The following is a 21,040-nucleotide window of genomic DNA, read 5'->3' as shown; positions in this document are numbered from 1 at the left end:
TCACTCCTTTGTTGGCATGTCTCTAAAATGTTGACAACTTACTTACTCGAACGGCGCCAGAATGTCTTCTGCCAATGTGAAGTTCACAGGCAAATAAAACGAGGCGCGTACCGAGGTTGCATCGGCAGGGCGCGTGACGGTCGCACCGACACGCATTCTGACGATATTGTTGCGGGGGCTGGATAGCGAACCAAGTCCCAGCGCATCGGATGTCCGGCCTTTGACGCGGGTCTTCTCGGCGGTCAAAACAGCACGGGTATAGGCGGCCAGTGTGTAGGCATGCGCCAACGGGTCGTTGAGATCCTGGTCGTTCGCCCAGCCCTGCACGATGACGTCCCATTCACCGACCATCAACGGATTGTCTTCCGCGTCGGGCTGCACCTGGTCGATCGCCACGGGCGGCTCGAGGATGGTGAGCATCGGCAGGGGCTCGTCGTCGCCGATCAGACGTCGGCCGACGAAGACATTCTCGCCCACGTCGGGCACGCCGGCTTTGAGCGCTGCTTGCATGGCATCGAGGACGCGAAGACGGAAGGGACGGGTGAAAGTGCTCATAGCTTGAGATCCACAAGGCGGAGGAACTCGCTCTCAAGGTAGTCGGCGATTTCCGGGGAAATGTCGTCTGCCACGCCCTTACTCTGGCTGTTGATGAACGCCTGATCGACGCTCGGGCCATAGAGCAGCCAGACATTAGGAAAGATCTCTTTGGCCTTCGACGTGTTGCTCGGCTTTGTGCCGGGCTTCAGCCGCATGGCCAGGCCGAGATTGTTCTGCGTGTCCGTGGTGGTCGAGCCACGGCGCAGCTTGATCAGGAAGGCATTCTTGAGGCGAACGGCGTGACCGGGCTTGATCTCTACCCTGACGCCGGGGTTGTTCCCTCGCGCCTGACCCTTGCCGTAGGTTGTGAGTGGCGGCTTGGCAAACCGAGCGAGCGACGTCGGCCGCCGCTGCGCACTGATCACGGCAGAGAGATCATCGGCGGCGGCATATTTCGAGATGCGAAGCTTGCCGTTCGTCTCGCTGAGATAATCTGCCGGGAAGGCAATCTGACGGCGAATGGCACGAGATGCTTGAGTACGACCAAAGCGCGCTGCGGAATTCACGGCCATCGACGCTGCGCGCACGATCTCGTCGGATAGATCGTCGAGGTTGCCGAGATCCTTGAGGCCTTCGATCGCCACAACGTAAGTGCCATCGTTCGCCATCAGTCGGGCTCCGGCACCGGGAAGCCGGTCGTGTCGAGTACCTTGACCACGGAGGCCGTGTGCGTGATGTCGTCGGGAGCTAGCAGGTTGTCGACCGCGTAGGCTTCATCAATGTCGAGGGAGAACACCCCGCCGCGGGCAAACCTGAGGCCGAGCGTCTCGAACTCATCGCGCATGATGAGGATACGCAGGTCGGCATCGTTGATATCGGCAAGTCCAAGCTGCACGTCGTGGCGGCCGAAGGCGCGCTGCACGATGGGCTTGGTGAAGTCGCGCACATGCACTCGCACCCAGGGTGCGTTCGGCGTGGCGCGATAGTAAGCCGGAACCCGCAACGCATTGTGCAGATCCCGGCGAGCTTTCCGCCTGGTGTCGCGGATGTCAGGCATCAGAGTCCCGAGGACTTCCGGCTGCGAGAGCGAGCGGCAGGCTTTCCGCCCTGGTTGGACTCGCCTTCACCCTCAGCTTCACCGTCGCCTTCATCTTCGTCAACGTCATCCGCATCGACGATGAACTTGCCCTTGGCCTTCGCCACGGCGACATCCTCGGCGCTCGCTTCGCGAACCGCGTTGAGCTTGGTGAGATCTTTGACCTCCGCGTCGGAGGCAGGGAAAACGGACTCGGGTTCCACGACCTCGATCTTCTTGCCGGTTGGGTTGCGATGGATCGTATGTAGTGCAAAGAGCTTCGGCATCAGAGTGATATCCTTGTTGTGTCAACAAAAGAGTGACGAAAGGCGCACAGCCCCCTGTGCGCCTCCGTCAGATCAGGCGAGAACTCGGGCCTTGAAGGTCCGGTTCGGATACACCGGGATCGGCAGGGGCGCCGACTGGTGCATAATGAAGACGTCGCCCGGGTCTTCCTCGTACCACATCTTCGGGAACACCTCGGCGTTCTGCATGCCGGAGGTGTAGGCGGCGGCATCCTCGATCGCGCCGAAGGCCATCACGCCACCGATGCCGGGGCAGGTGATCAGCACGTCGCGGGGATCGAACATCTCCACCAGCGTGCCGTCGTTGTTCTGCACCACGTCTCGATAGCTGTAGACCTCCAGGTTGTTGTCCAGCTTGCCGACATAGTTGAGCGGCTGAATGGTACGCTGGATCGTCCGGAAGTCGTTGAGGTTGACGCTCTCCGCACCGCCGTAGAACTTGTTCAGGAGCTCCTTCACACCCTTGTTCTTCCGGAATGCACCGAGGGCCTGGTACCCGAGGTACATGCGGGTGCCCGTGCCCCCGAGCTCGGTGAGATACATCGTGTTAAGCCACGAGGTGACGTCGCCGAGGATATCGTGATCGGGATCATCCCAGCGGGCGCCAGCACCGAGCGTAACGGTGTGCGCTGCGCTGCGGCCGAAGTCGATCGTCGCGTTCGGGTAGGGATTGCCGGTCTCGCGCTCGTAGGAGACCTGGACCTTGGCGTCGATGAGGGCGCGGGCCGCCATCCAGACCTGCTGCATCTGGATCGCACGCATATGGAACTGCGTGACCTCGGCGACGCGCTGGTCGAAGCGCTGGGCAGGGCCGGGAGGCGTGCCGCCGTTGAGATAGATCTCGCTCGGCGTGATATTGCGGGCCTCGGCGGCGCGAACCGCGTCCTTCGGCTTAATATACGGCGTGGTGAGAGCGCTCAGCGTCTCGCCCTGCTGCTTGAAGATCGGCTTGCCCTTTTCAGTGGGCAGCACGAACGGAGCAAGGAAGCGGTTCGCCATCGGCAGCTTGCTCAGCTTGATCTCGCGATCTTCCGAGTAGTAGCGGCCCTGGAAGTAGGTGCCCATGAAGTAGTCGGGCACGGTGTCGAAGCGCTCGTCATGCTGAATAGCGAGGAGCGCGCGGGGAGACCAAAGCTCCAATCCGGTCGGCATTGCCATTTCAAGATCCTTTCATTGTGAGAGCCGCGCGGGCCTCTGCGAAAGTTGGTGAGGAAGAAGTGACGCTGCTCAGGGCAGCGTCACGCTTGCGGTCCTGACCGAGCGCATGATGATGCTGCACGGCGCCGGGGCACCGCGGAATGCAGCGATCTTCTTGGCGGCCGAGTCGAACGTGGCCGGCCAGTTCGCCAGGTCGGGGTTGAAGACACCCTGAACGTAGACCGGCGCAGCGCGCGCAGCGCCCGTCGTGTCCACATCGATCACGGAGAAGCCGACGATCTTGGTGGGGTCGTTGGTGGAGGGAATCAGGCCACCGGCGCTGTTCTCCAGGGGCGTGCGAGCCGGGATCACCTGGTTGGTGGCGAAGACAAGATCTTCGGTCGCCACGTCCGGCTCGTCACCGGTGATCCAGCCGACGGGCCCACGAACGATGTCCTGCGACCACTGGTAGGGAATTCCGCCGAGCGTGGAGCGATCGGGAAGGTTGATGTTTGCCATGGGAATCTCTTTCCTGTTTGGCGGTTACGTGGGAGGGCTCAGGCGCTCTTCTTGCGGTAGCCCGCAAGCGTGAGAGCATTGGCGGCTCGAGCCTTGTCCTTCTCGACCTCGGTCTGAGCTTCCGAGCGGTCCTCGCCGCCGTCAGCACCGACGTTGGGCTGCTTGCCGCCGTCCATGGCCTGCTTGAAGGCGCTGTCGCGCGACTGCTGACCGCTGGCGGGCGCTTCAGCCGTCTCCTCCGGCATGTCGGCGAGCATTTCGCCAACCTGCTCAACGCTCATGCCGGTCTTCGTTGCGAAGGACATCGCGGCCTTCGGGCGCTTCTTGGCGTTCTCATGGCCGAGAATGCCGGCAAAGCGGGCACGCTCAGCAACGGCACCAGCCTCGAGACCAGCGGCATGACCTTCAGCGCGTGCGGTATCAACGGCGGCCTGATCGACCGCCGATTCGCCCTTATTCGTGGACATATCGTCTTCCTCATCATCAATGAGCAAATCAGCCGCGAACGCGGCAACGGCGTCGTCAAGCGAGCCGATGTTATCGGCGAGCCCATTCGACACGGCTTCTGAGGCGGTGAAGCAGGCGGCTTCGGTTGCCCGAACGTCGTCTGCACTCATCGCCCGGTTTCGCGCCACGGTGGCGACGAACAGTTCACCGGACTCGTCGATGCGAGCCTGGATACGAGCCTTCACATCATCGGGCAGCGGCTCGAACGGGTTACCGTCGACCTTGTGCGCGCCGAAATGGATGAAGGTGATTTTTACGCCGTCCTGCTCCAGGGCCTTGGAGTAGTCGACATGCATGGTGACTACGCCGATCGAGCCCAGCCCACCGGTGCGGGTGACGTTGACGTTGTCGGCGGTCGAAATCAGCAGGTAGCCGGCCGAGTAGGCGCTCTCACTGGCAAAGCCACGGATCGGCTTCTGCCCGCGACCCGCATACATCGCGTCTGCCAGGTCGAATGCACCTGCAACGTGACCACCCGGGGTGTCGCAAACCAGGGCGATACCCTTGACTTCGGGGTCGGCCATGCCGCGGTCAAACGCGCGGCGGATGTAGGTATAGCCGGTCGCCCAGCTTCCGAGCTGATAGCCGAAGTCATGCAGCAGCACGCCCTTGATCGGAATCAGCAGCACGCCGTTCTTGACGATGTACGGGCGATAGGCCGAGCGCCAGTCGTCCTGCGAAAACCAGAAACCGTCATCAGCCATCACCGGCTTGTCGTTGGCGAACGAAGCCTCGATCTTTGCTGACAGAAGCGCGGCCTGCTGCAGGCAGGCCTCGAACACGCCCTTCATGGCGGGGTTCACGAGCGCCGGGACGTGCTGAAAGCTGGCGAGTAGCGGGTTGTTGGTCATGAGTTTCCACTCCCGTCGCTCGGCTCAGCCGAAAGCGCGTTTTCCTGGTTCGTTGTGTCGGTCTGTTGGAGGAGGATTCCGTACTCTTCCTTCCACTCCTTCTCGCGCTTGAGCTGGCGGAGGGTCTTGCGCCAGTCGAGGCCGAGACGGGCGCACTCCATCTCGATCGTGGAGAGACCGTTGTTGATGCGGAGCACGGCCGCCTGTGTCTCCTTGAGCTCGTCAATCTGGCCGCGGCTCGCACCGACCCAATCGCAGGCGGTGAGGGCCTCTTTGATGAACGGATCGTAGAAGTTCACCGAGCGCCGGCCCTTGAGCGTTTCGAAGGAGCCCGCGTTGAAGAGCTCCTCGAACCAGAGCTGGTAGACCAGCGTTGCGAAGGTATCGGCCGTGCGCTTCTTGAGCGACTGCATCGCGCGCCAGGTCGTGCTCATGGCGGCGCGGGCTGACGAGTAGTTCGTCTGCGTGTAGTCGCGCGACAGTTCCTCGTAGGAGATGCCAAGAGCAGCAGCGATGTAGCGCAGTAGGGAGTGCTCGAAGTCCGTACCGAGCGGGCCCATCTTGCCGACGGGGCGCATCTGGAGCTTGGTGCCCGGGAACAGATGCGGGATCTTCACGCCGTCGAGGGTCAGGCCTTTGAGGCCGGCCGCATATTCTTTGATGGAGCCGAGGTATCCGGCCGTATACTCTTCGATCGCCTTGCCGACATCATCGACGCCGATGGCTGCGAGCGCCTGGGCAGGCGGCATATCGGACTCGATCGACGCGGCGAAGGTGGCCTGCACCACGGCGTTCTGAAGCATGATCTCGCGGAAGCGCTTGGTCTGCTTCATCTCCTTGAGCGCCGATACCACCATCGACATGCCGCGCGACTGAGCCGCCCGGTTGCGCTCGAAGATATGGAGCATCTGACGACGCCCCCATGGCTTGCGCGCAGGGATGAATGCAGTCTGCTGCGAGTTCGGATCGAAGAACTCGCTGGGATGCGCCATGCGAATGTAATAGCCGACGGGTGCACCCCAGCTATTAAGCCGCACACCGCCGCGCACGTTGCGGTCGTTAAGATATTGCGGCGGCGCGCGTAGCCGATCGGGATCGATGATCTGGATCGCTGTGCTGAATGGGCGGCCGCTCTCGCGAATCCACTCGACGCTGGAGATGGACTCGCCAGCGAAGACATTCGATCCGACGGCCATGCGTGCGAGGCCGGTGAGGGTGCTCTGCCTGGATGCGTCGAGCCAGTTGTCGGTCGACTCTCCGGAGAATGCGAACTTCTCCTCAACCTCTTCCTGGAACTCGTCTTCCCAAACGGTGTCCTCCTTGCCGAACAGCGTCTTCGAGGAGGGCTTGGCATTAAGCATGAAGTACGCGCCGACAACGCTATCCTTGTGGATGTCGGCGCCGCCCTGCATGTAGGCATCGTTCCGCACCATGTCGCGGACACGCGTGTCGGCGGTGAACTTCTCCGGAATGGTGTCAAGATCGGCCGAGCGTCCGGACGGTTGCCATAGCGCCAGTTCACGGTCGAAGAGGCTGGCACCTTCATGGGCCTCGCCAACGATCGCGAGATCTTTACCCGTGCCGGACGACACCCTGCGACCGCCCGGCACGGGAAGATTGCTCGACGCCCCGTCGCCAAGCAATTCTGCAATATCTGATTGAATGCGGCGAGCCATCAGGCGAACCACACGGTCGCCGGCCCGGTGAAGCCCGTGTAGCCAAGTGCGGGAAGGCCTAGTTCGGCGCGAATGAGATTGATCAGCGCTCGAAGATCCGATGCCTTTGAGGCCGCGTAGGTGACCTCTTCCCCGTTCTGATCGCGGAACTTGGCCACGCTCTCGCCGGTCATCAGCTTGAAGTAAGCTGCTTCGGCTGCTTCGAGATTTGCCTGGGTTGCAAGCGCCATGGTTCATCCGCTGGGGAAAGTTTCAGCGAGAGATAAACCACGAGATATTATTTGGCAACTATTTGTTGTCATGCAACAAATAGTTGACATAGTTATCAAGACAAACCGCTCGCAAGGTCTCTGAGACTGCGTTTCTTCTCGGGTATCGCTTTCGTCGGGATGATATCCTCATTGCCGAAAACGAGCTCGTTCTCATCCCAATGCTCAGCCCATAACGGCGGTGTTGACCAGTCGAGACGCTCCAGTCGGATCGGTGCGTGCAAGCAAATCGCGATGCAGTAGACAAGCAAGTCCCACGCTTCGTTTCGCCGGTTGCGAGGGTTTTCCCAACGATCTCCGGTACGAACCTCGGCGGTAAGCTGTTGGAAAATGAACGTCTCGGTCCAGGACGGAAAATGCACGGCGCCGAAAACGACTTCTGGCTTTCGCTCCAGCCCCTCGACCTCACGGCCAAGAATGCCGGAGACCTGGTCCTTGACCATGGTGCTGTTGATAAACAGCACAGGTACGTCACCGCGCCCACCGGCGCTGCGCTGCTTGTTCGTCGAGTCAGGGAACCCCTCGCGGATGCGGGGTGCCGTCTTGGATGGCTCACCCTTCACGAGGCGGAACCGCTTGTGGTGACCTTCCGGCTTTCCGCGAAGATACCGCCAGAACGCGTAGGCATTGGCGGTAACACCGTCGCGGCCGCCAGAGTCGCAGGCAGTGATTTTGATCGCCATTCGACGCCCACTGTCATCGTCCAGCGGGTAGGTACGCTCGATCACTTCCTCGATCAGAATATGCCAGTCTTCGGGGTAGGACGCCGGGTCGAGCAACTCACGCTCTCCGTCGGCATCGAGACGGGCAGACTTGCGGATCTTGAAATAGTGGACCAGCCAGATTTCGCCATTCTCGCCGATGCCATGCACCTGCACGACGAACGACGGCCTACCACCGGCCTGTACGTCGACTGTGGCAACTAGGAATCGCACGCCGTCAGGTACGACCGGATTTTCGAGCGTGCCACCCCATTCTTCCTTGCGGTCGGACAGCGTGCTCGTTGACCGAGCCGACTCCATCGCCTTCGGCAAATAGGGGAGGCCTTGGTCCGTGTTCGTCGTCTTACGGAGCGCACCTTCGTCGCCGGTCTTCTCGAATTCCTCCTCGGCCTTGAGGTAATTGTAGACGATCGATGACCAGTCCTGGAAAGCTGCGGCCGGCCCCTTGAGCCAAAAGCTCGCCATCTTCGACCGGATCGGCGTACCCACTATCTTGCCGTCAGGTAGCCAGAGCATCCCTTCCTTGATCCAGCGACCTCCCGCGTTGAGCTCCTGCTTATGCTCCGGCTCCAAATCGAATTGGCAATGCGGGCATGTCAGCGTCACCATCTCGGCCGCTTCCATGTGATCACCGGACCTCGGATAGTTGAAGTGCTTGAAGTCTGCCTCGAAGGCGCGTCGGCAGTTCGGGTTGAGGCAGCGCCAATACCAGCGGCGGCGATCACCGCGATTGTAGAGGGCGAGGATGCCTTTCGCGGGAGGAGCTTCGTGAGGTGTCCGCGGTTCCCATTTCGGGTCTTCGACGTCATAGCCCGGCGAGGACTCCGCCATGGTCATGCCGAAGCGCTTGAAGGTGGTTGTGCGTTTGGCGCCCAGGTCGAACGGAGGCCCTTCGCCGTCCACGTCCAAGGGCATGCGGTCGTAGTCCATTTCCCAGACGTACCGCATCGTCTTCGCAGAAAGCTCAGTGATGGTCGGCCATTTGATAATCAAGTCCATGCCGGACTTGAACTTCTTGTCATGCACGTTGTCGTTTTGGCGCCCTGGCAGGAGGCGAGACCCGACCTCCGGAGAATGCCGAAATAGGCGCGCGAGATCGCGCTGCGACCAGTCGCGGGCACTTGCCTGCGTCATATGGACGATCATCATGTCGGCAGGATCGCAGATCGACGTCTTTGCGATCCAGTTGAGGCACATGTCGGATTTGCCCGTACGCGCGGGCCCGACGAATACCTCTTCGGTGAAATCCAGGCTGTCGAGCGTGTCCATGGGCTCGACAAGATATGGCGTCTTCTCGTTGCGCCACGGGCCGACATACGAACCGGGGTTGTTGAGCTTCCGATATTCGACGGCGGCTTGACTGGTGCTCAATCTGACAGGCGGTCTGACCATTTCGGAGGCCATGACCATCATGTCCTCAATCGAGCCATAGGTGGCCGATCTAATCCTCATAGTCTTCCTCGAGCTCAGGATCGTCATCGAGTTCGGCCACCTGGCTCGGCGTCGCGTTGCTCTTGGCGTGGCTGATTAGCTTCCCGTGCAACTCGTCGAGCAAACCGTCGACAAGCTGGTTGATGATCTCGCGCTGCTTGTCCGTGAGCCCTGAGTCCTCTTCGATCGTGTCGACCCAAAGCTGCGTGGTGTTCTTGATCGTTTTGAAGGTCTCGCCGAACACCGCCATCACGGAGTCCGAGGGCCACAGCTCACCGGCGAGCAGTCGGAACTTCTGCTCCTTCAGCTTGGCATTCCACACGCTCTCGCGCAGACGCGGCGGCAGGTCAGCCGGCTTCATGTCTTTCATGTAAGAGCGCAGCGAAGCCTTGGGCGTGACGAGGTACTGCGCCGCTTCGACCAGGTCGTAGAGCGGGCCGCCGTTCGTGTGGAAACCGATTGGCGCCACTGGCGCGAGCAGTCTTTCGACCTTCTGCCGGCTCATCCGGAATGTCTTCATCATCCACGGGATGGAGAACGTTTCAACGTCCATGGCGAGCAGTCGCGCACGAGCCTCTTCCTTGGTAGGTCGACCTGCGCGGCGGCGAGGTGGATCGGTCACGGCTGGCGTCGGCGCCGGAGCGCTCGAGCCTCCGAACAGCTCATCCAGATCGCGCCTCATGCGCTCATCTTCTGCTGCTGCCAGGCGGCTATCGCCTCCTCCGGCCACACAGAGATATAGCCAAGCTTCACCGGCTTGGGGAAATCGCCGGCTTCAATCCTCCGATAGAGGGTTGGTCGGCTGAATCCCACGAGCGCAAGTACTGCTGGCAGGCGGAGGAACTTCGATGCGGTTTCGGGGCGAGACATTTGGTGCGTCCAGGTCGTCAACTTTTTGGCACCTTATACAACAAAAAGTTGCCATTCAAGTGGGAACGTGAGAGTATGCACCTGCCCTCTAAGTGAGAGCGTTTCCTCCCTTGACTGAGCCGGGCCTCGTGCCCGGCTCCCCTTTACGCTTTAGCTTTTAGATCGTCGCAATAGTCAGCCCAATCCTGCATGAGCTGAACGCGCTCTTCCCAATATTTCGCCCGATTGTAGATACGGCGGGTCTCGTTCTCGTCGAGGTGCGCGAGGTGCATTTCCACCACCTCGGAGCGGCCGAGCTTCGCCTCGTGCGCGATGGTACTGAATGACGATCGGAAGCCATGTGCGCAGTGCTCGGTGCCGGCGATGCCCATGCGTCGCAAAGCCGAGTTCAAGGCATTTTCGGAGAGCGGGCGCGCCTTGTTCCGGATCGATGAAAAAACGTAGTCGTCATCGCCGGTGAGCAACTTCAGCTCGGAGAGGATTTCAACCACTTGCCGCGACAGCGGTATATCGTGAGGACGACGGCTCTTCATCCGCTCCTCTGGAATGCTCCATTTCTTCTGCGCCAGGTCAAACTCGCTCTGCTTCCAGGTTGACAGACGCAACTCCTGGGGGCGCGGAGTGAGTAGGGCGATGATGCGCAGGGCGGCTGTGAGAGTCGGCCAGCCATCGTACTCATCGATCACCTTGAGCATTCGGCCAAATGCCAGCTCATCTGTAATCGCCGGCCGGGGCACCACGGCCGGGGCCGCAGTAGCTCCAATCAACGGAGCGGTTGGATCGCTATCGGCTCGGAGCGTGACGATCGCCAGCTTGAAGACGCTGCTCAGTGTCGCCCGCAAGCGGCGGGCGGTGTCGAGCCGTCCACTACGCTCGATCTTCTGCAACAGCGACAAGATCTCAACCGGCTTGATCTCCGATATCGGGCGAGTGCTCAGGGACGGACCGGCGAGGTCATTCAGCAGCCATTTGGCTCGCTTCATGGTCGGCTCTGACACATTCTTCTCGGACTTCAAGCGTCGCAGATAGTCCTTGGCCACGTCCGCGAATGTGTTCTTGGCAGCTATGGCCGCCGCGGCTTTGGCGACCTTCTTTTTGGCCGACGGATCGATCGCATTCTTGATATCGAGCTTCGCCTGGTCGCGCTGCTTTCTCGCGTCAGAGAGTGATGTGTGAGGGTAGGGGCCAAACGACAGCGCGCGCTCCTTGCCCTGCCAGGTGTATTTCATCTGCCAAAGCTTCGAGCCGTTGGGCTTGATCAACAGATATAGGCCACGGGCGTCCGATAGCTTGAAAGCCTTATCGGTGGGCTTGGCATTGCGAATGGCTACGTCGGTGAGGGGCATGTCGGGGTATCGGTTTTTGCTGGAATTTCCAGTACCCCAGGTAATACCCCGAATTCAACTGAGCTGCCGTGAGACGACATGAGATCTTCTGATTGCAACAATTAGCTCTAAGCTATTGATTTTGCTGCTGTTTCGAGATGATCTGAGATCAGTTGAGAGGGGGTAATGGTGCCTAGGGGCGGAATCGAACCACCGACACTGCGATTTTCAGTCGCATGCTCTACCAACTGAGCTACCTAGGCATCCGGTCGAGTCAGCCGGGGCCGACGCGAGACGGCGGCTTATAGCCATGGCACTTGGGGTTGTCCAGCCCATGTGACAGAAAAATCGACAGGCTTTCGAAAGTCGCCTTTGCGACAAGGTGTTACCACCGAAACAGTTGGTAAAAACTTGATGAATCATGATTGCCGCCGGATCGGCCCGCACTTAGTGTGACGGGATGGGAGGGCTTCGCGTTCCCGGGGTGCCGCGCGCGTGTCACGCAGGGGCGCTAGCATGGGCGAAGCTTACGCGTGAATGAGGATTGGCGGCATGCTTGGCGAACCAGCGCGCATCAACGGCGTCGTTCGATATTTGGTACAACTCATGATTGTGCTGGCGCTGCTGGGATGGCAGGCGAACCTGCCGGCGGCAGCCGCGCCGCCCTTCCAGGCCGACAGCTACTCCTACGCGGCAGACAGCTACAAGGACTCGATCGCCCGGCTCGCCAAGACGCTCAAGAAGGGGCTTCCTCAGGTGCAGCAGGAGCTCCAGGCGGCGGAAGCCGCGGACAATGCCCGCAACACCGCCGTTGTAGTCGAGCAGGTGCTGGCGCTCCGGCCGAACGATTTCGCCTCCTGGAAGCAGCTCGCCGACCTCCTCCTCGTCGCCGAGCCCTTCAACAGCCAGGACGGCTACGAACTGCCTTACAAGGCGCTGGGCGCCTCGATCCGCGCCTATCAGCTCGCCAGCACCACCCCGGACAAGGCCGCGGCCCTGAATGACGTGGCCCAGGCCCTCGTCAAGCGCGAGGACTGGCGGCCGGCGCTGAACGCCTACCGTGCGAGCCTGGAGCTGGCGGAGGATGCCAGCATCCGCGAGACCTATGAGCAGGTGCGCAAGGAGCATGGCTTCCGCATCACGGACTACACGGTGGAGAGCGACGCGCCGCAGCCGCGCGTGTGCTTCCAGTTCTCCGATCCCGTTTCCAATTCCGTCAGCGATTTCTCGCAATATTTCACGCAGGATCCCGGCCCGGTCTCGGCCGTCACGGTCGACGGCACGAAGCTGTGCGTTGAAGGCCTCAAGCATGGCGGCCGCTACAAGGTGACGGTCCGCCAGGGGTTGCCGTCGGCGGTGGACGAAAACCTGCTCAAGGATGCCGATTACGAATTCTACGTGCGCGACCGCGAACCCTCGGTGCAGTTCGTCGGAAAGTCCTACGTACTGCCCCGCACCGGCCAGAACGGCATTCCGCTGGTCTCCGTCAACTCCCGGCAGGCCAAGCTGAAGCTTTATCGCGTGGGCGACCGCAGCCTTCTCTCGGCCGTGGCCGATTCGAATTTCCTCGATCAGATCTACGGCTCTCAGGCCGGCGACCTCGCCCGCACTAAGGGTCAGAAGGTCTGGGAAGGCACGATGGACCTCACCAGCCCGCCGAACGAGGACGTCACCACGGCCTTCCCTGTTGACGAGGCGCTCGGCAAGATCGATCCCGGTCTCTACGTGATGACGGCCCAGCCGGGCGAGGTGAACGACAACGACGACGAATACGGCCAGCTCGCCACGCAGTGGTTCGTCGTCTCCGATCTCGGCTTGTCCACGTTGAAGGGCAAGGACGGGCTGCACGTGTTCCTGCGCTCGATCGCGACGGCGGATCCGCTTGCGGACGTCACCGTGCGCCTGATCGCCCGCGACAACGAGATCCTGGGATCGGTGAAGACGGGCGCCGACGGCGCTGCCTGGTTCGACGCCGGCCTCACCAAGGGCACGGACGGCCAGGAGCCGGCGCTCGTCGTCGCCTCCGACGGCAAGAACGACTACGCCTTCATCGATCTTTCCCAGCAGGCCTTCGACCTCACGGACCGCGGCGTGACCGGGCGCGATCCGCCGGGTGCGGCCGATGCCTTCGTCTATGTCGAGCGCGGTGTCTATCGTCGCGGCGAAACGGTGCATGCCGCCGTTCTGCTGCGTGACGGCAACGCCAATGCCCTCGGCAACGTGCCCGTCACCCTGGTGGTCCAGCGTCCGGACGGCGTCGAGTATTCCCGCACCGTCCTGAACGATCAGGGCGCGGGCGGACGTGCCTCGGATATCCCGATCATCTCCTCGGCCGCCAGCGGCACGTGGCGCGTGCAGGCCTATACGGACCCCAAGGGCGCGCCGGTGGGCGAGACGACCTTCCTGGTCGAAGACTACGTGCCCGATCGTATCGAGTTTGATCTCGCCGCCGACGGCACCCGCATCGATCGCACCAGCGGCGCCAGCCTCAAGGTCGACGGTCGCTACCTCTTCGGCGCGCCGGCCGCGGGCCTCGATGTCGAGGGCGACGTGTCCGTTTCGGTGGACGACCAGCCCTTCCCGCAATGGAAGGACTATGCATTCGGGCTCACGGACGAAAGCGTCGACACGGTACAGAACACCATCGACGACCTCGCCCAGACCGACGACAAGGGCCATGCGGACTTCACCGTGCCGCTGCCTCAACTGCCCACCACCACGCGGCCGCTGAAGGCGAACTTCGTTATCCGCATGAAGGAGGGCGGCGGGCGGGGCGTGGTACGCACGACGTCGCTGCCTATCGCCTCCGCTGGCCCCATGCTCGGTCTGAAACCGCGCTTTGACGCGGGCACCGTGCCCGAGGGCCAGCAGGCGCTGTTCGATGTCGTCGCCGTCGACCCCCAGGGCAATCAGGCCGCCGCAAAGGCCGCGACCTGGACGTTGAAGCGCCTCACCACGACCTATCAGTGGTACAAGTCGAACAATCGGTGGAACTACGAGGCCGTCACGACGGCCCGCAAGGTCGGCGGCGGAACCATCGACCTTGCGGCCGACAAGCCGACGCAGATCTCCGCACCGGTGCAGTGGGGCCAGTACCGCCTCGAGATTGCCGCCGACGCGCTCGCCTCGGCGTCATCGACCTTCTACGCCGGCTACTACACCAGCGAAAAGGCCGATACCCCCGATATGCTGCCGGTGGCGCTGGACCGTTCCAGCGTGAAGTCCGGCGATACGCTCCAGGTCAAGATCGACGCGCGATTCACCGGAAAGGCCTCCGTGCAGGTTGTGGGCGAAAAGCTCCTCTCCTCACAGCTGATCGACGTGCCGGCTGGCGGCACCACCGTTCCCGTCACCGTCGGCCAGGACTGGGGGACGGGCGCCTACGTCGTCGTCACCCATTTCCGCCCGATGGACGTGGAAGCCAAGCGCATGCCCACGCGAGCCATCGGCCTTGCCTGGTTCGGTATCGACCGTGACGAGCGCACGCTCAAGGTCTCGCTCGCGCCGGTCGACGTGATGAAGCCGCGCCGTCCGCTCAAGGTGCCCGTGAAGATCGAAGGACTGAGCGGCGAGAAGGCCTATGTCACTCTCGCTGCTGTCGACGTCGGCATCCTCAATCTCACGGGCTACAAGCCTCCGGAGCCGGAAACCTACTACTACGCCCAGAAGCGCCTTTCGGCCGAGCTGCACGACATCTACGGCCAGCTCATCGACGGCATGGAGGGCGCCCGCGGGCATATCCGCACCGGCGGCGACGGCGGGGCGAATTTCAACAGCCCGCCGCCGACGCAAGCGCCGCTCGCCCTGTTCTCGGGCATCGTGGAGGTCGCCTCCGACGGTACGGCCGAGGTGAATTTCGACATTCCGGCCTTCAATGGCTCCATCCGCGTCATGGCCGTCGCCTGGACGCAGACCAAGGTCGGCCATGCCTCGGTGGATGTCATCGCCCGCGATCCGGTGGTGATCGCCGGCACGCTGCCGCGCTTCCTCGGATCGGGTGACCAGTCGCGCTTCCGACTCGACCTCGTCAATGCCGAGGCCACGCCGGGTGACTACACGCTCGCGGTCAATGTCGACGGGCCGATCGGCGCCGCGCCGGCCGCGCTCTACCAGACCGTGAAGATCGGTCCGGTCGGCTCGCGCACTCCAGTGAACATCCCCATTACCGCCACCGGCGTGGGCACGGCGCGCCTTGTCGCCACGCTTGCCGGTCCCGGCAATGTCGCCATCGACCAGAGCTTCACGCTCGGCGTGCTCCCGGCCAATCCGCCGGTCACGCGGCGTGTGGTGCAGAACATCGCCCCCAATGGCGGCGGGATCACCGTGAATGCCGATCTCGTCGCCGAGATGGTGCCCGGCACGGGTGCGGTCTCGCTCTCGGTCGGTCCCTCCTCGGCGCTCGACGTGCCGAGCCTCCTTCGTGACCTCGACCTCTATCCCTATGGCTGTTCGGAACAGCTGGTCAGTCGTGCTCTGCCGCTGCTCTATCTCACCGAACTCGGCGGCAACAATCTCGATCTCGACGGCACGGTGAAAGACCGGCTCGCCGATACGGTCCAGCGGCTTCTCGCCCGCCAGGACTCCAATGGCGCGTTTGGTCTGTGGAGCGCCGACAGCGGCGAACTCTGGCTCTCCGCCTATGTCACCGACTTCCTGCTGCGGGCTCGCGAGAAGGGTTTCGCAGTGCCTGAACTCGCCCTCAACCAGGCGGTCGACTACCTGCGCAACCGCGTCGGCAACGCCCCCGAGGTGGAAGAAGGCAAGGGCGAGGACATCGCCTATGCGCTCTACACCCTGGCACGCGCCGGCCGCGCGCCGGCGGGCGATCTGAAATATTTCGCCGATACCAAGATCGGGCAGTTCGGCACCGCCATGGCGCGCGCGCAGATCGCGGCGGCGCTCGGCATGCTCGGCGACAAGCCGCGTGCCAGCGAGGCCTTCTCCTCGGCCGCCGAAGCGCTGCAGGCTGAAGCGGCGGGCACGGTGTCTGCCTACCGCAACTACGGTTCGCCGTTGCGTGATGCCGCCGCCATGGTCGCTCTGGCCGGTGACAACGGAGCCGGTGCGCCTGTGATCAAGGCCGCGCTGAAGGTCATCACCGACGCGCGGGCCAAGACCCGGTACAGTTCCACCCAGGAGATGACCTGGATGGTGCTGGCCGCTCGTTCAGTGGTCGACCAGGCTCGCTCGATCGAGCTGAATGTCGACGGTTCGGCCCAGCAGGGGGCCTTCTACAAGGTCTATCGCGGCGGCGCGCTCGCGGCCGCCCACACGGTCAAGAACCCAGGCGGGGGCCCGCTGCAGGCGGTGGTGGCCGTCTCGGGATCTCCCACGGTGCCGGAGCCGGAATCCTTCAACGGCATGAACCTCACGCGCAGCTACTTCACGCTGAGCGGCAAGCCGGCGGATCCGGACCAGGTGCAGCAGAACACCCGTCTCGTGGTGGTTCTGAGCGCCAGCCGGACGGGTGACGACCAGACGGGCAACTTCCTTCTCGTCGACCGGCTGCCCGCCGGCCTTGAGATCGAGAATCCGACACTGGTCGCGACCGGGGAAACCGGCAGTCTTTCGTGGCTGACGGACCTCACGGACGTCACGCATTCGGAGTTCCGCGACGATCGCTTCGTTGCCGCGTTCACCGACCAGTCCGTGAAGGTCGCCTACATCGTCCGCGCCGTCGCGCCGGGCCAGTACACGCTGCCCGGCACAACGGTGGAGGACATGTACCAGCCCGAGCGCAACGCCACGCTTGCCACCACGACGATGACGGTGACGGCCAAGTAAGGAATCGGAGGGCCGGCCTTCGGGCCGGCCCTCCAGCAGGTGTTCCCGGACATGACTTCCCGCCGTACCCACATACTCTGTGCGCTCCTGTTCACTGCGATCATCGTCGTGAACGCCGGCGGATTCACGCTCTCCGAGGTGCTGCGCCGCCTCGGGCCGGTGCCGCTCGGCGAGGCCATCACCTATTCGCCGCTTGTGGTGGACAGGGACGGCAAGCTGCTTCGCCCCTTCACGACGGCGGATGGCTATTGGCGCTTGCCGGCCAGGCCGGAGGATGTGGACCGCCGTTTCGTCTCCATGCTCATCGCCTATGAGGACAAGCGCTTTTATTCCCACCATGGGGTCGATCCCGTGGCAATGCTGCGCGCCAGCTGGCAGATGCTGCGCCATGGCCATGTCGTGTCGGGCGGTTCGACCCTGACGATGCAGGTCGCTCGTCTCCTCGAACCGCGTCCCAGCCGGACCTTTGCCGACAAGGCGGCCGAGATGATCCGTGCCGTGCAGATCGAGAATCGGCTCGGCAAGGAAGAGATCCTGCAGCTCTATCTGGCTTTGGCGCCTTATGGCGGCAATCTCGAAGGCGCGCGCGCTGCTTCGCTCGCCTATTTCGGCAAGGAGCCCAAGCGGCTTTCGACGGCCGAGGCGGCCATGCTGGTCGCACTCCCGCAGGCGCCGGAAACGCGGCGCCCCGACCGGGCGCCAGCCGTGGCCAAGGCCGCGCGCAACCGCGTGCTCGCGCTGCTCGCCGGAAAGGGCATCATCAATGCCGACCAGGCGAGGTCGGCATCGCTTGAGACGGCGCCGCAGGGCCGCAGGCTCTTCCCGCTTCTCGCCGCCCACGTCGCGGAACGCTTTGCCCGCCAGAACCAGGCGAGCGGCCCCAAGGCGAGTTTCGTAGAGACCACGACGATTTCGCGATTCCTTCAGGAGCAGTTGGAGAACCTGGCGCGCGAGCGCGCCACCGCATTGGGCGGAGGGGTCTCGGTCGCGATCATTGCCGTCGACAACGAAACCGGAGAGGTGCGTGCCCATGTCGGCGGCGTCGGCTATTTCGACAAGGCGCGGGCAGGGCAGATGGATCTCGCCGAGAGCCTGCGCTCACCGGGATCTACCCTGAAGCCCTTCATCTACGGGCTTGCCTTCGAAGACGGGCTTGCCCATCCCGAGACGCTGGTCGACGACCGTCCCGCGCGCTTCGGGATCTATAAGCCGGAGAATTTCGACGATGCCTTCCAGGGCACGGTCACCATGCGCCGGGCCCTGCAGCAATCGCTCAACGTACCGGCGGTCATGCTGCTCAATTCCGTTGGCCCGACGCGCCTCATTGCCCGCATGAAGAATGCCGGCGCCGAGCCCGCACTGCCTGTCGACGCGGCCCCGGGCCTCGCGGTCGGGCTCGGTGGGGCAGGGGTCAAGCTCACGGACCTCGCCACTCTCTACCTCGCCCTGGCGCGGGACGGCGAGGCGCTTCCGCTGGTCTGGCGCCCGCAGGACAGGACGATTGCCGCACAGCCGCATCGCCTGTTCGAGAAGGCGGCGGCCTGGCAGGTCGGAAACGTGCTCATCGGCGCGCCGCCTCCCGAGAATGCCATCGGAGGCAAGATCGCCTACAAGACCGGAACGTCCTACGGCTATCGCGACGCCTGGGCGGTCGGCTATGACGGCGCCAATACGGTGGCCGTCTGGGTCGGCCGGCCGGACGGCGCCCCGGTATCGGACCTGGTGGGTCGCAAGGCTGCCGCGCCGATCCTGTTCGATGCGTTCCAGCGCATCAGCGAGAAGCGCACGCCTCTGCCTCCGCCGCCGCCCGGCGTCGTCTTCGCCCGTACCTCCGAGCTGCCGCCGGCCTTGCAGCGCTTCCGGCCGGGCAGCCTGCCCGAGGTCGCCGCGGCCGGCCCGGGCGATGCTCCGCTGGCGATCTCCTTTCCGCCCGACGGCGCACGTGTCGACATCTCGTCCAGCGAGCCGGACGCCACGCTCGCGCTGAAGGCCATGGGCGGCGCGCCCCCCTTTACCTGGCTTGCGGACGGCCTGCCCATCGCCATAGGCGAGGAACGGCGCGAGGCCATCTGGGACAAGCCCGGCAAGGGATTCGCACGGTTGTCCGTGATCGACGCGAAAGGCCACACGGCGAGCGTGCAGATCCGGCTCGAGTAGACGACCGGGTGCGCGGACCTACCTGGGGCCGCCTTTCCTGAGCATTTCCAATGCTTCCATGCGGGCCTTCGACAATTCCCACAGCGATTTGGTGGCGCCCGCGATCAACGCCTCCACCACCGCGAGAATGGCCGTGTTCGAATCCCAGTTCGAGGGCACCGCGGTGCGGGCCGAGATGACATGGCGGGCAAAGCGGGCGATGGGCGAAAGCCATTGATCGGTGAACAGCACGATGCTGGCTCCCCGTTCGGCCGCCTCCTGCGCCAGGAGGATGATGTCGTCCTGATAGCGGCGGATATCGAAGACGATCAGCACGTCGCGCTTGCCGAAATCGATTACCTGATCACGCCAGGTCGCCGCCTGTCCTTCCACCAGCGTCACTTCCGGACGGATCACCCGCAGGTGGCGCACGGCGTAGAGCGCGATGGCTTCGGTCAGGCGTCCGCCAACGATGTGCAGTCGGCGCTTGGTGTCGGTGAGAATGGCGAGGATGGCCTCGAATTCAGCCGGCGCAACTGATTCGAAAGTCTGGGTCACATTCGCCAGCGTGGCCGCGGCGAAGGCGGAAAGGGGACTGGCGGCGACGGGTTCCGGCGACTGCTTCATGAGCGGGGACTGCAGCTGCGCCTCCAGCTCATCCTTCAGGTGGCGCTGGAAATCCGCATAGGCGCCGAAGCCGAGCCGGGCGATGAAACGCAGGATGGAAGGCGCGGATACGCCGGCACGAGCGGCAAATTGCGCAACGGTTTCAAGGCCCGCGAAGGGATAATTCGAGAGGAGTACATGGGCAGCGCGCCGCTCGGTCGGCGTGAGGTCGCCCAACCTGCCGCGGATCAGCATCGCCAGGGTCTCGTCGTTCGTGGCGGTCGCCTGATCTGGCTGCTTCGTCATCAAGCCGCTCCGTCTCAAAAGGTACGAAATGGAGGGTGGCGGTTATTTTCGTAATTGACAAGTCGGGCGCTGCTGTACTCAGAATAACACGCGGTGCAATAATTCATCTGGACGTAATGAATGTTAGAGTCGCTTGCCGACATGACCGCCAGCGGCGGACCGGACAAGCCGGTTCCGGCCGATGTCGCCATCGTCGAAAATGCAGGGGGCCTCGGGCCCTTTGTCATCGTCTGCGAACACGCATCCAATTTCGTGCCGGCCCGCTTCGGCAATCTGGGCCTGCCGGAAGCCGAGCTGCAGCGTCATATCGCCTGGGATCCCGGCGCCCTCGGTGTCGCGCGGGTGCTGGCGAAGGAGCTTGATGCGCCCTTGGTCTCCTGCGCCGTCAGCCGACTGGTGATTGATTGCAACCGCGATCCCTCGGTATTCGATGCCATCACGGCCAAGAGCGAGGACACCATCATTCCGGGCAATACGGATCTTTCCAACGAGGAGCGCCGGACTCGCGTCGCGGAAGTGTACGAGCCCTTCCATGCCGGCGTCGCAGCCCAGGTGGCGGCCAAGCGGGCGAAGGGGCCCGTCGCGATCGTCGGTATCCACAGTTTCACGCCCGTCTACAACGGCGCCGGACGCCCCTGGCACATCGGCATCCTGTTCGATCGGGACGAAAGCCTGTCTGCCCCGATGTTGACCGCCCTGCGCAGAGATTCGGCAATCGTCGTCGGCGCAAATGAGCCCTATAGTCCGGGCGACCGGGTCTACCACACGCTGGATCGCCATGGCCAAAGCCAGGGGCTTTCGAGCGTTATGGTGGAGATCCGCAACGATCTTCTCACCACGCCCGAGCAAGAGCGGGCGTGGGGCACGAAACTTGCCTCCATCCTCAAGGGCATCCCGGTGCAGGAGGGAACTCCTCAAGAATGAGAGCCGGCATACCGGCCACGGACGCAACCATCCGAAAGCTACCATCCATCGCTCACAAGA

At 63.2% G+C, this 21,040-nt stretch carries 17 protein-coding genes and 1 tRNA gene; 3 read left to right on the top strand and 15 right to left on the bottom strand.

The annotated features are described in order from the left end of the window. Window positions 1-42: 42 nt before the first annotated feature. From AC6H34_RS28865 to AC6H34_RS28800, 14 genes are all read right to left on the bottom strand, one after another. Window positions 43-555, bottom strand: a complete 513-nt coding sequence (locus AC6H34_RS28865) for a hypothetical protein (protein WP_497541109.1) — start codon at window positions 553-555, stop codon at window positions 43-45. Further along, window positions 552-1,205 carry a hypothetical protein gene (locus AC6H34_RS28860; protein WP_497541108.1) on the bottom strand — a complete coding sequence of 218 codons (654 nt, stop codon included), beginning with the start codon at window positions 1,203-1,205 and terminating at the stop codon, window positions 552-554. The genes AC6H34_RS28865 and AC6H34_RS28860 overlap by 4 nt, the downstream gene beginning before the upstream one ends. Then, the gene (locus AC6H34_RS28855; protein WP_497541106.1) at window positions 1,205-1,594 is read right to left on the bottom strand and encodes a hypothetical protein; all 390 of its coding nucleotides are present in this window, start codon (window positions 1,592-1,594) and stop codon (window positions 1,205-1,207) included. The genes AC6H34_RS28860 and AC6H34_RS28855 overlap by 1 nt, the downstream gene beginning before the upstream one ends. Continuing rightward, window positions 1,594-1,899 (bottom strand): hypothetical protein, encoded by a 306-nt coding sequence (locus AC6H34_RS28850; protein ID WP_497541105.1) that lies wholly within the window; start codon window positions 1,897-1,899, stop codon window positions 1,594-1,596. The genes AC6H34_RS28855 and AC6H34_RS28850 overlap by 1 nt, the downstream gene beginning before the upstream one ends. 72 nt (window positions 1,900-1,971) lie before the next feature. Beyond that, window positions 1,972-3,075, bottom strand: coding sequence for a major capsid protein (locus AC6H34_RS28845; RefSeq protein ID WP_497541104.1), 1,104 nt, complete (start codon window positions 3,073-3,075; stop codon window positions 1,972-1,974). 69 nt (window positions 3,076-3,144) lie between these two features. Then, entirely contained in the window at window positions 3,145-3,573 is a 429-nt protein-coding gene (locus AC6H34_RS28840; RefSeq protein WP_497541103.1) for a hypothetical protein, read from the bottom strand. Between the two features lie 38 nt (window positions 3,574-3,611). Next, complete coding sequence (locus tag AC6H34_RS28835; RefSeq protein ID WP_497541102.1) at window positions 3,612-4,931, bottom strand: S49 family peptidase; 1,320 nt, start codon at window positions 4,929-4,931, stop codon at window positions 3,612-3,614. Beyond that, on the bottom strand, window positions 4,928-6,607 hold the full coding sequence (locus AC6H34_RS28830; RefSeq protein WP_497541101.1) for a phage portal protein: 1,680 nt from the start codon (window positions 6,605-6,607) through the stop codon (window positions 4,928-4,930). The genes AC6H34_RS28835 and AC6H34_RS28830 overlap by 4 nt, the downstream gene beginning before the upstream one ends. After that, window positions 6,607-6,837 carry a gpW family head-tail joining protein gene (gpW, locus tag AC6H34_RS28825; RefSeq protein ID WP_497541100.1) on the bottom strand — a complete coding sequence of 77 codons (231 nt, stop codon included), beginning with the start codon at window positions 6,835-6,837 and terminating at the stop codon, window positions 6,607-6,609. The genes AC6H34_RS28830 and gpW overlap by 1 nt, the downstream gene beginning before the upstream one ends. A 95-nt stretch (window positions 6,838-6,932) precedes the next feature. Beyond that, a complete protein-coding gene (locus AC6H34_RS28820; protein WP_497541099.1) occupies window positions 6,933-9,002 on the bottom strand; it encodes a phage terminase large subunit family protein in 2,070 nt (689 codons plus the stop codon). A 37-nt stretch (window positions 9,003-9,039) separates the two neighbouring features. Further along, on the bottom strand, window positions 9,040-9,711 hold the full coding sequence (locus AC6H34_RS28815) for a DUF1441 family protein (RefSeq protein ID WP_497541098.1): 672 nt from the start codon (window positions 9,709-9,711) through the stop codon (window positions 9,040-9,042). Beyond that, window positions 9,708-9,899: a helix-turn-helix transcriptional regulator gene (locus AC6H34_RS28810; protein WP_497541097.1), complete on the bottom strand. Its 192-nt coding sequence runs from the start codon at window positions 9,897-9,899 to the stop codon at window positions 9,708-9,710. The genes AC6H34_RS28815 and AC6H34_RS28810 overlap by 4 nt, the downstream gene beginning before the upstream one ends. Before the next feature lie 143 nt (window positions 9,900-10,042). Next, on the bottom strand, window positions 10,043-11,245 hold the full coding sequence (locus AC6H34_RS28805; RefSeq protein ID WP_497541096.1) for a tyrosine-type recombinase/integrase: 1,203 nt from the start codon (window positions 11,243-11,245) through the stop codon (window positions 10,043-10,045). A gap of 166 nt (window positions 11,246-11,411) precedes the next feature. Continuing rightward, window positions 11,412-11,487 (bottom strand) — tRNA-Phe (locus tag AC6H34_RS28800). 289 nt (window positions 11,488-11,776) lie between these two features. Here AC6H34_RS28800 and AC6H34_RS28795 point away from each other — a divergent pair. After that, window positions 11,777-17,008 carry an alpha-2-macroglobulin family protein gene (locus AC6H34_RS28795; protein ID WP_497541095.1) on the top strand — a complete coding sequence of 1,744 codons (5,232 nt, stop codon included), beginning with the start codon at window positions 11,777-11,779 and terminating at the stop codon, window positions 17,006-17,008. Between the two features lie 51 nt (window positions 17,009-17,059). Further along, window positions 17,060-19,165, top strand: a complete 2,106-nt coding sequence (gene pbpC / locus AC6H34_RS28790) for a penicillin-binding protein 1C (RefSeq protein WP_448148126.1) — start codon at window positions 17,060-17,062, stop codon at window positions 19,163-19,165. Window positions 19,166-19,183: 18 nt separating this feature from the next. Here pbpC and AC6H34_RS28785 read toward each other — a convergent pair whose 3' ends face one another. Next, on the bottom strand, window positions 19,184-20,056 hold the full coding sequence (locus tag AC6H34_RS28785) for a MurR/RpiR family transcriptional regulator (protein WP_448148125.1): 873 nt from the start codon (window positions 20,054-20,056) through the stop codon (window positions 19,184-19,186). A gap of 120 nt (window positions 20,057-20,176) precedes the next feature. Between AC6H34_RS28785 and AC6H34_RS28780 the strand changes: the two genes are divergently transcribed. After that, window positions 20,177-20,980: an N-formylglutamate amidohydrolase gene (locus AC6H34_RS28780; protein ID WP_497541094.1), complete on the top strand. Its 804-nt coding sequence runs from the start codon at window positions 20,177-20,179 to the stop codon at window positions 20,978-20,980. Window positions 20,981-21,040: the final 60 nt, after the last annotated feature.

It is taken from the genome of Labrys sp. ALF-8, from assembly GCF_059699065.1.
This window is presented reverse-complemented; position numbering and strand designations above follow the sequence as displayed.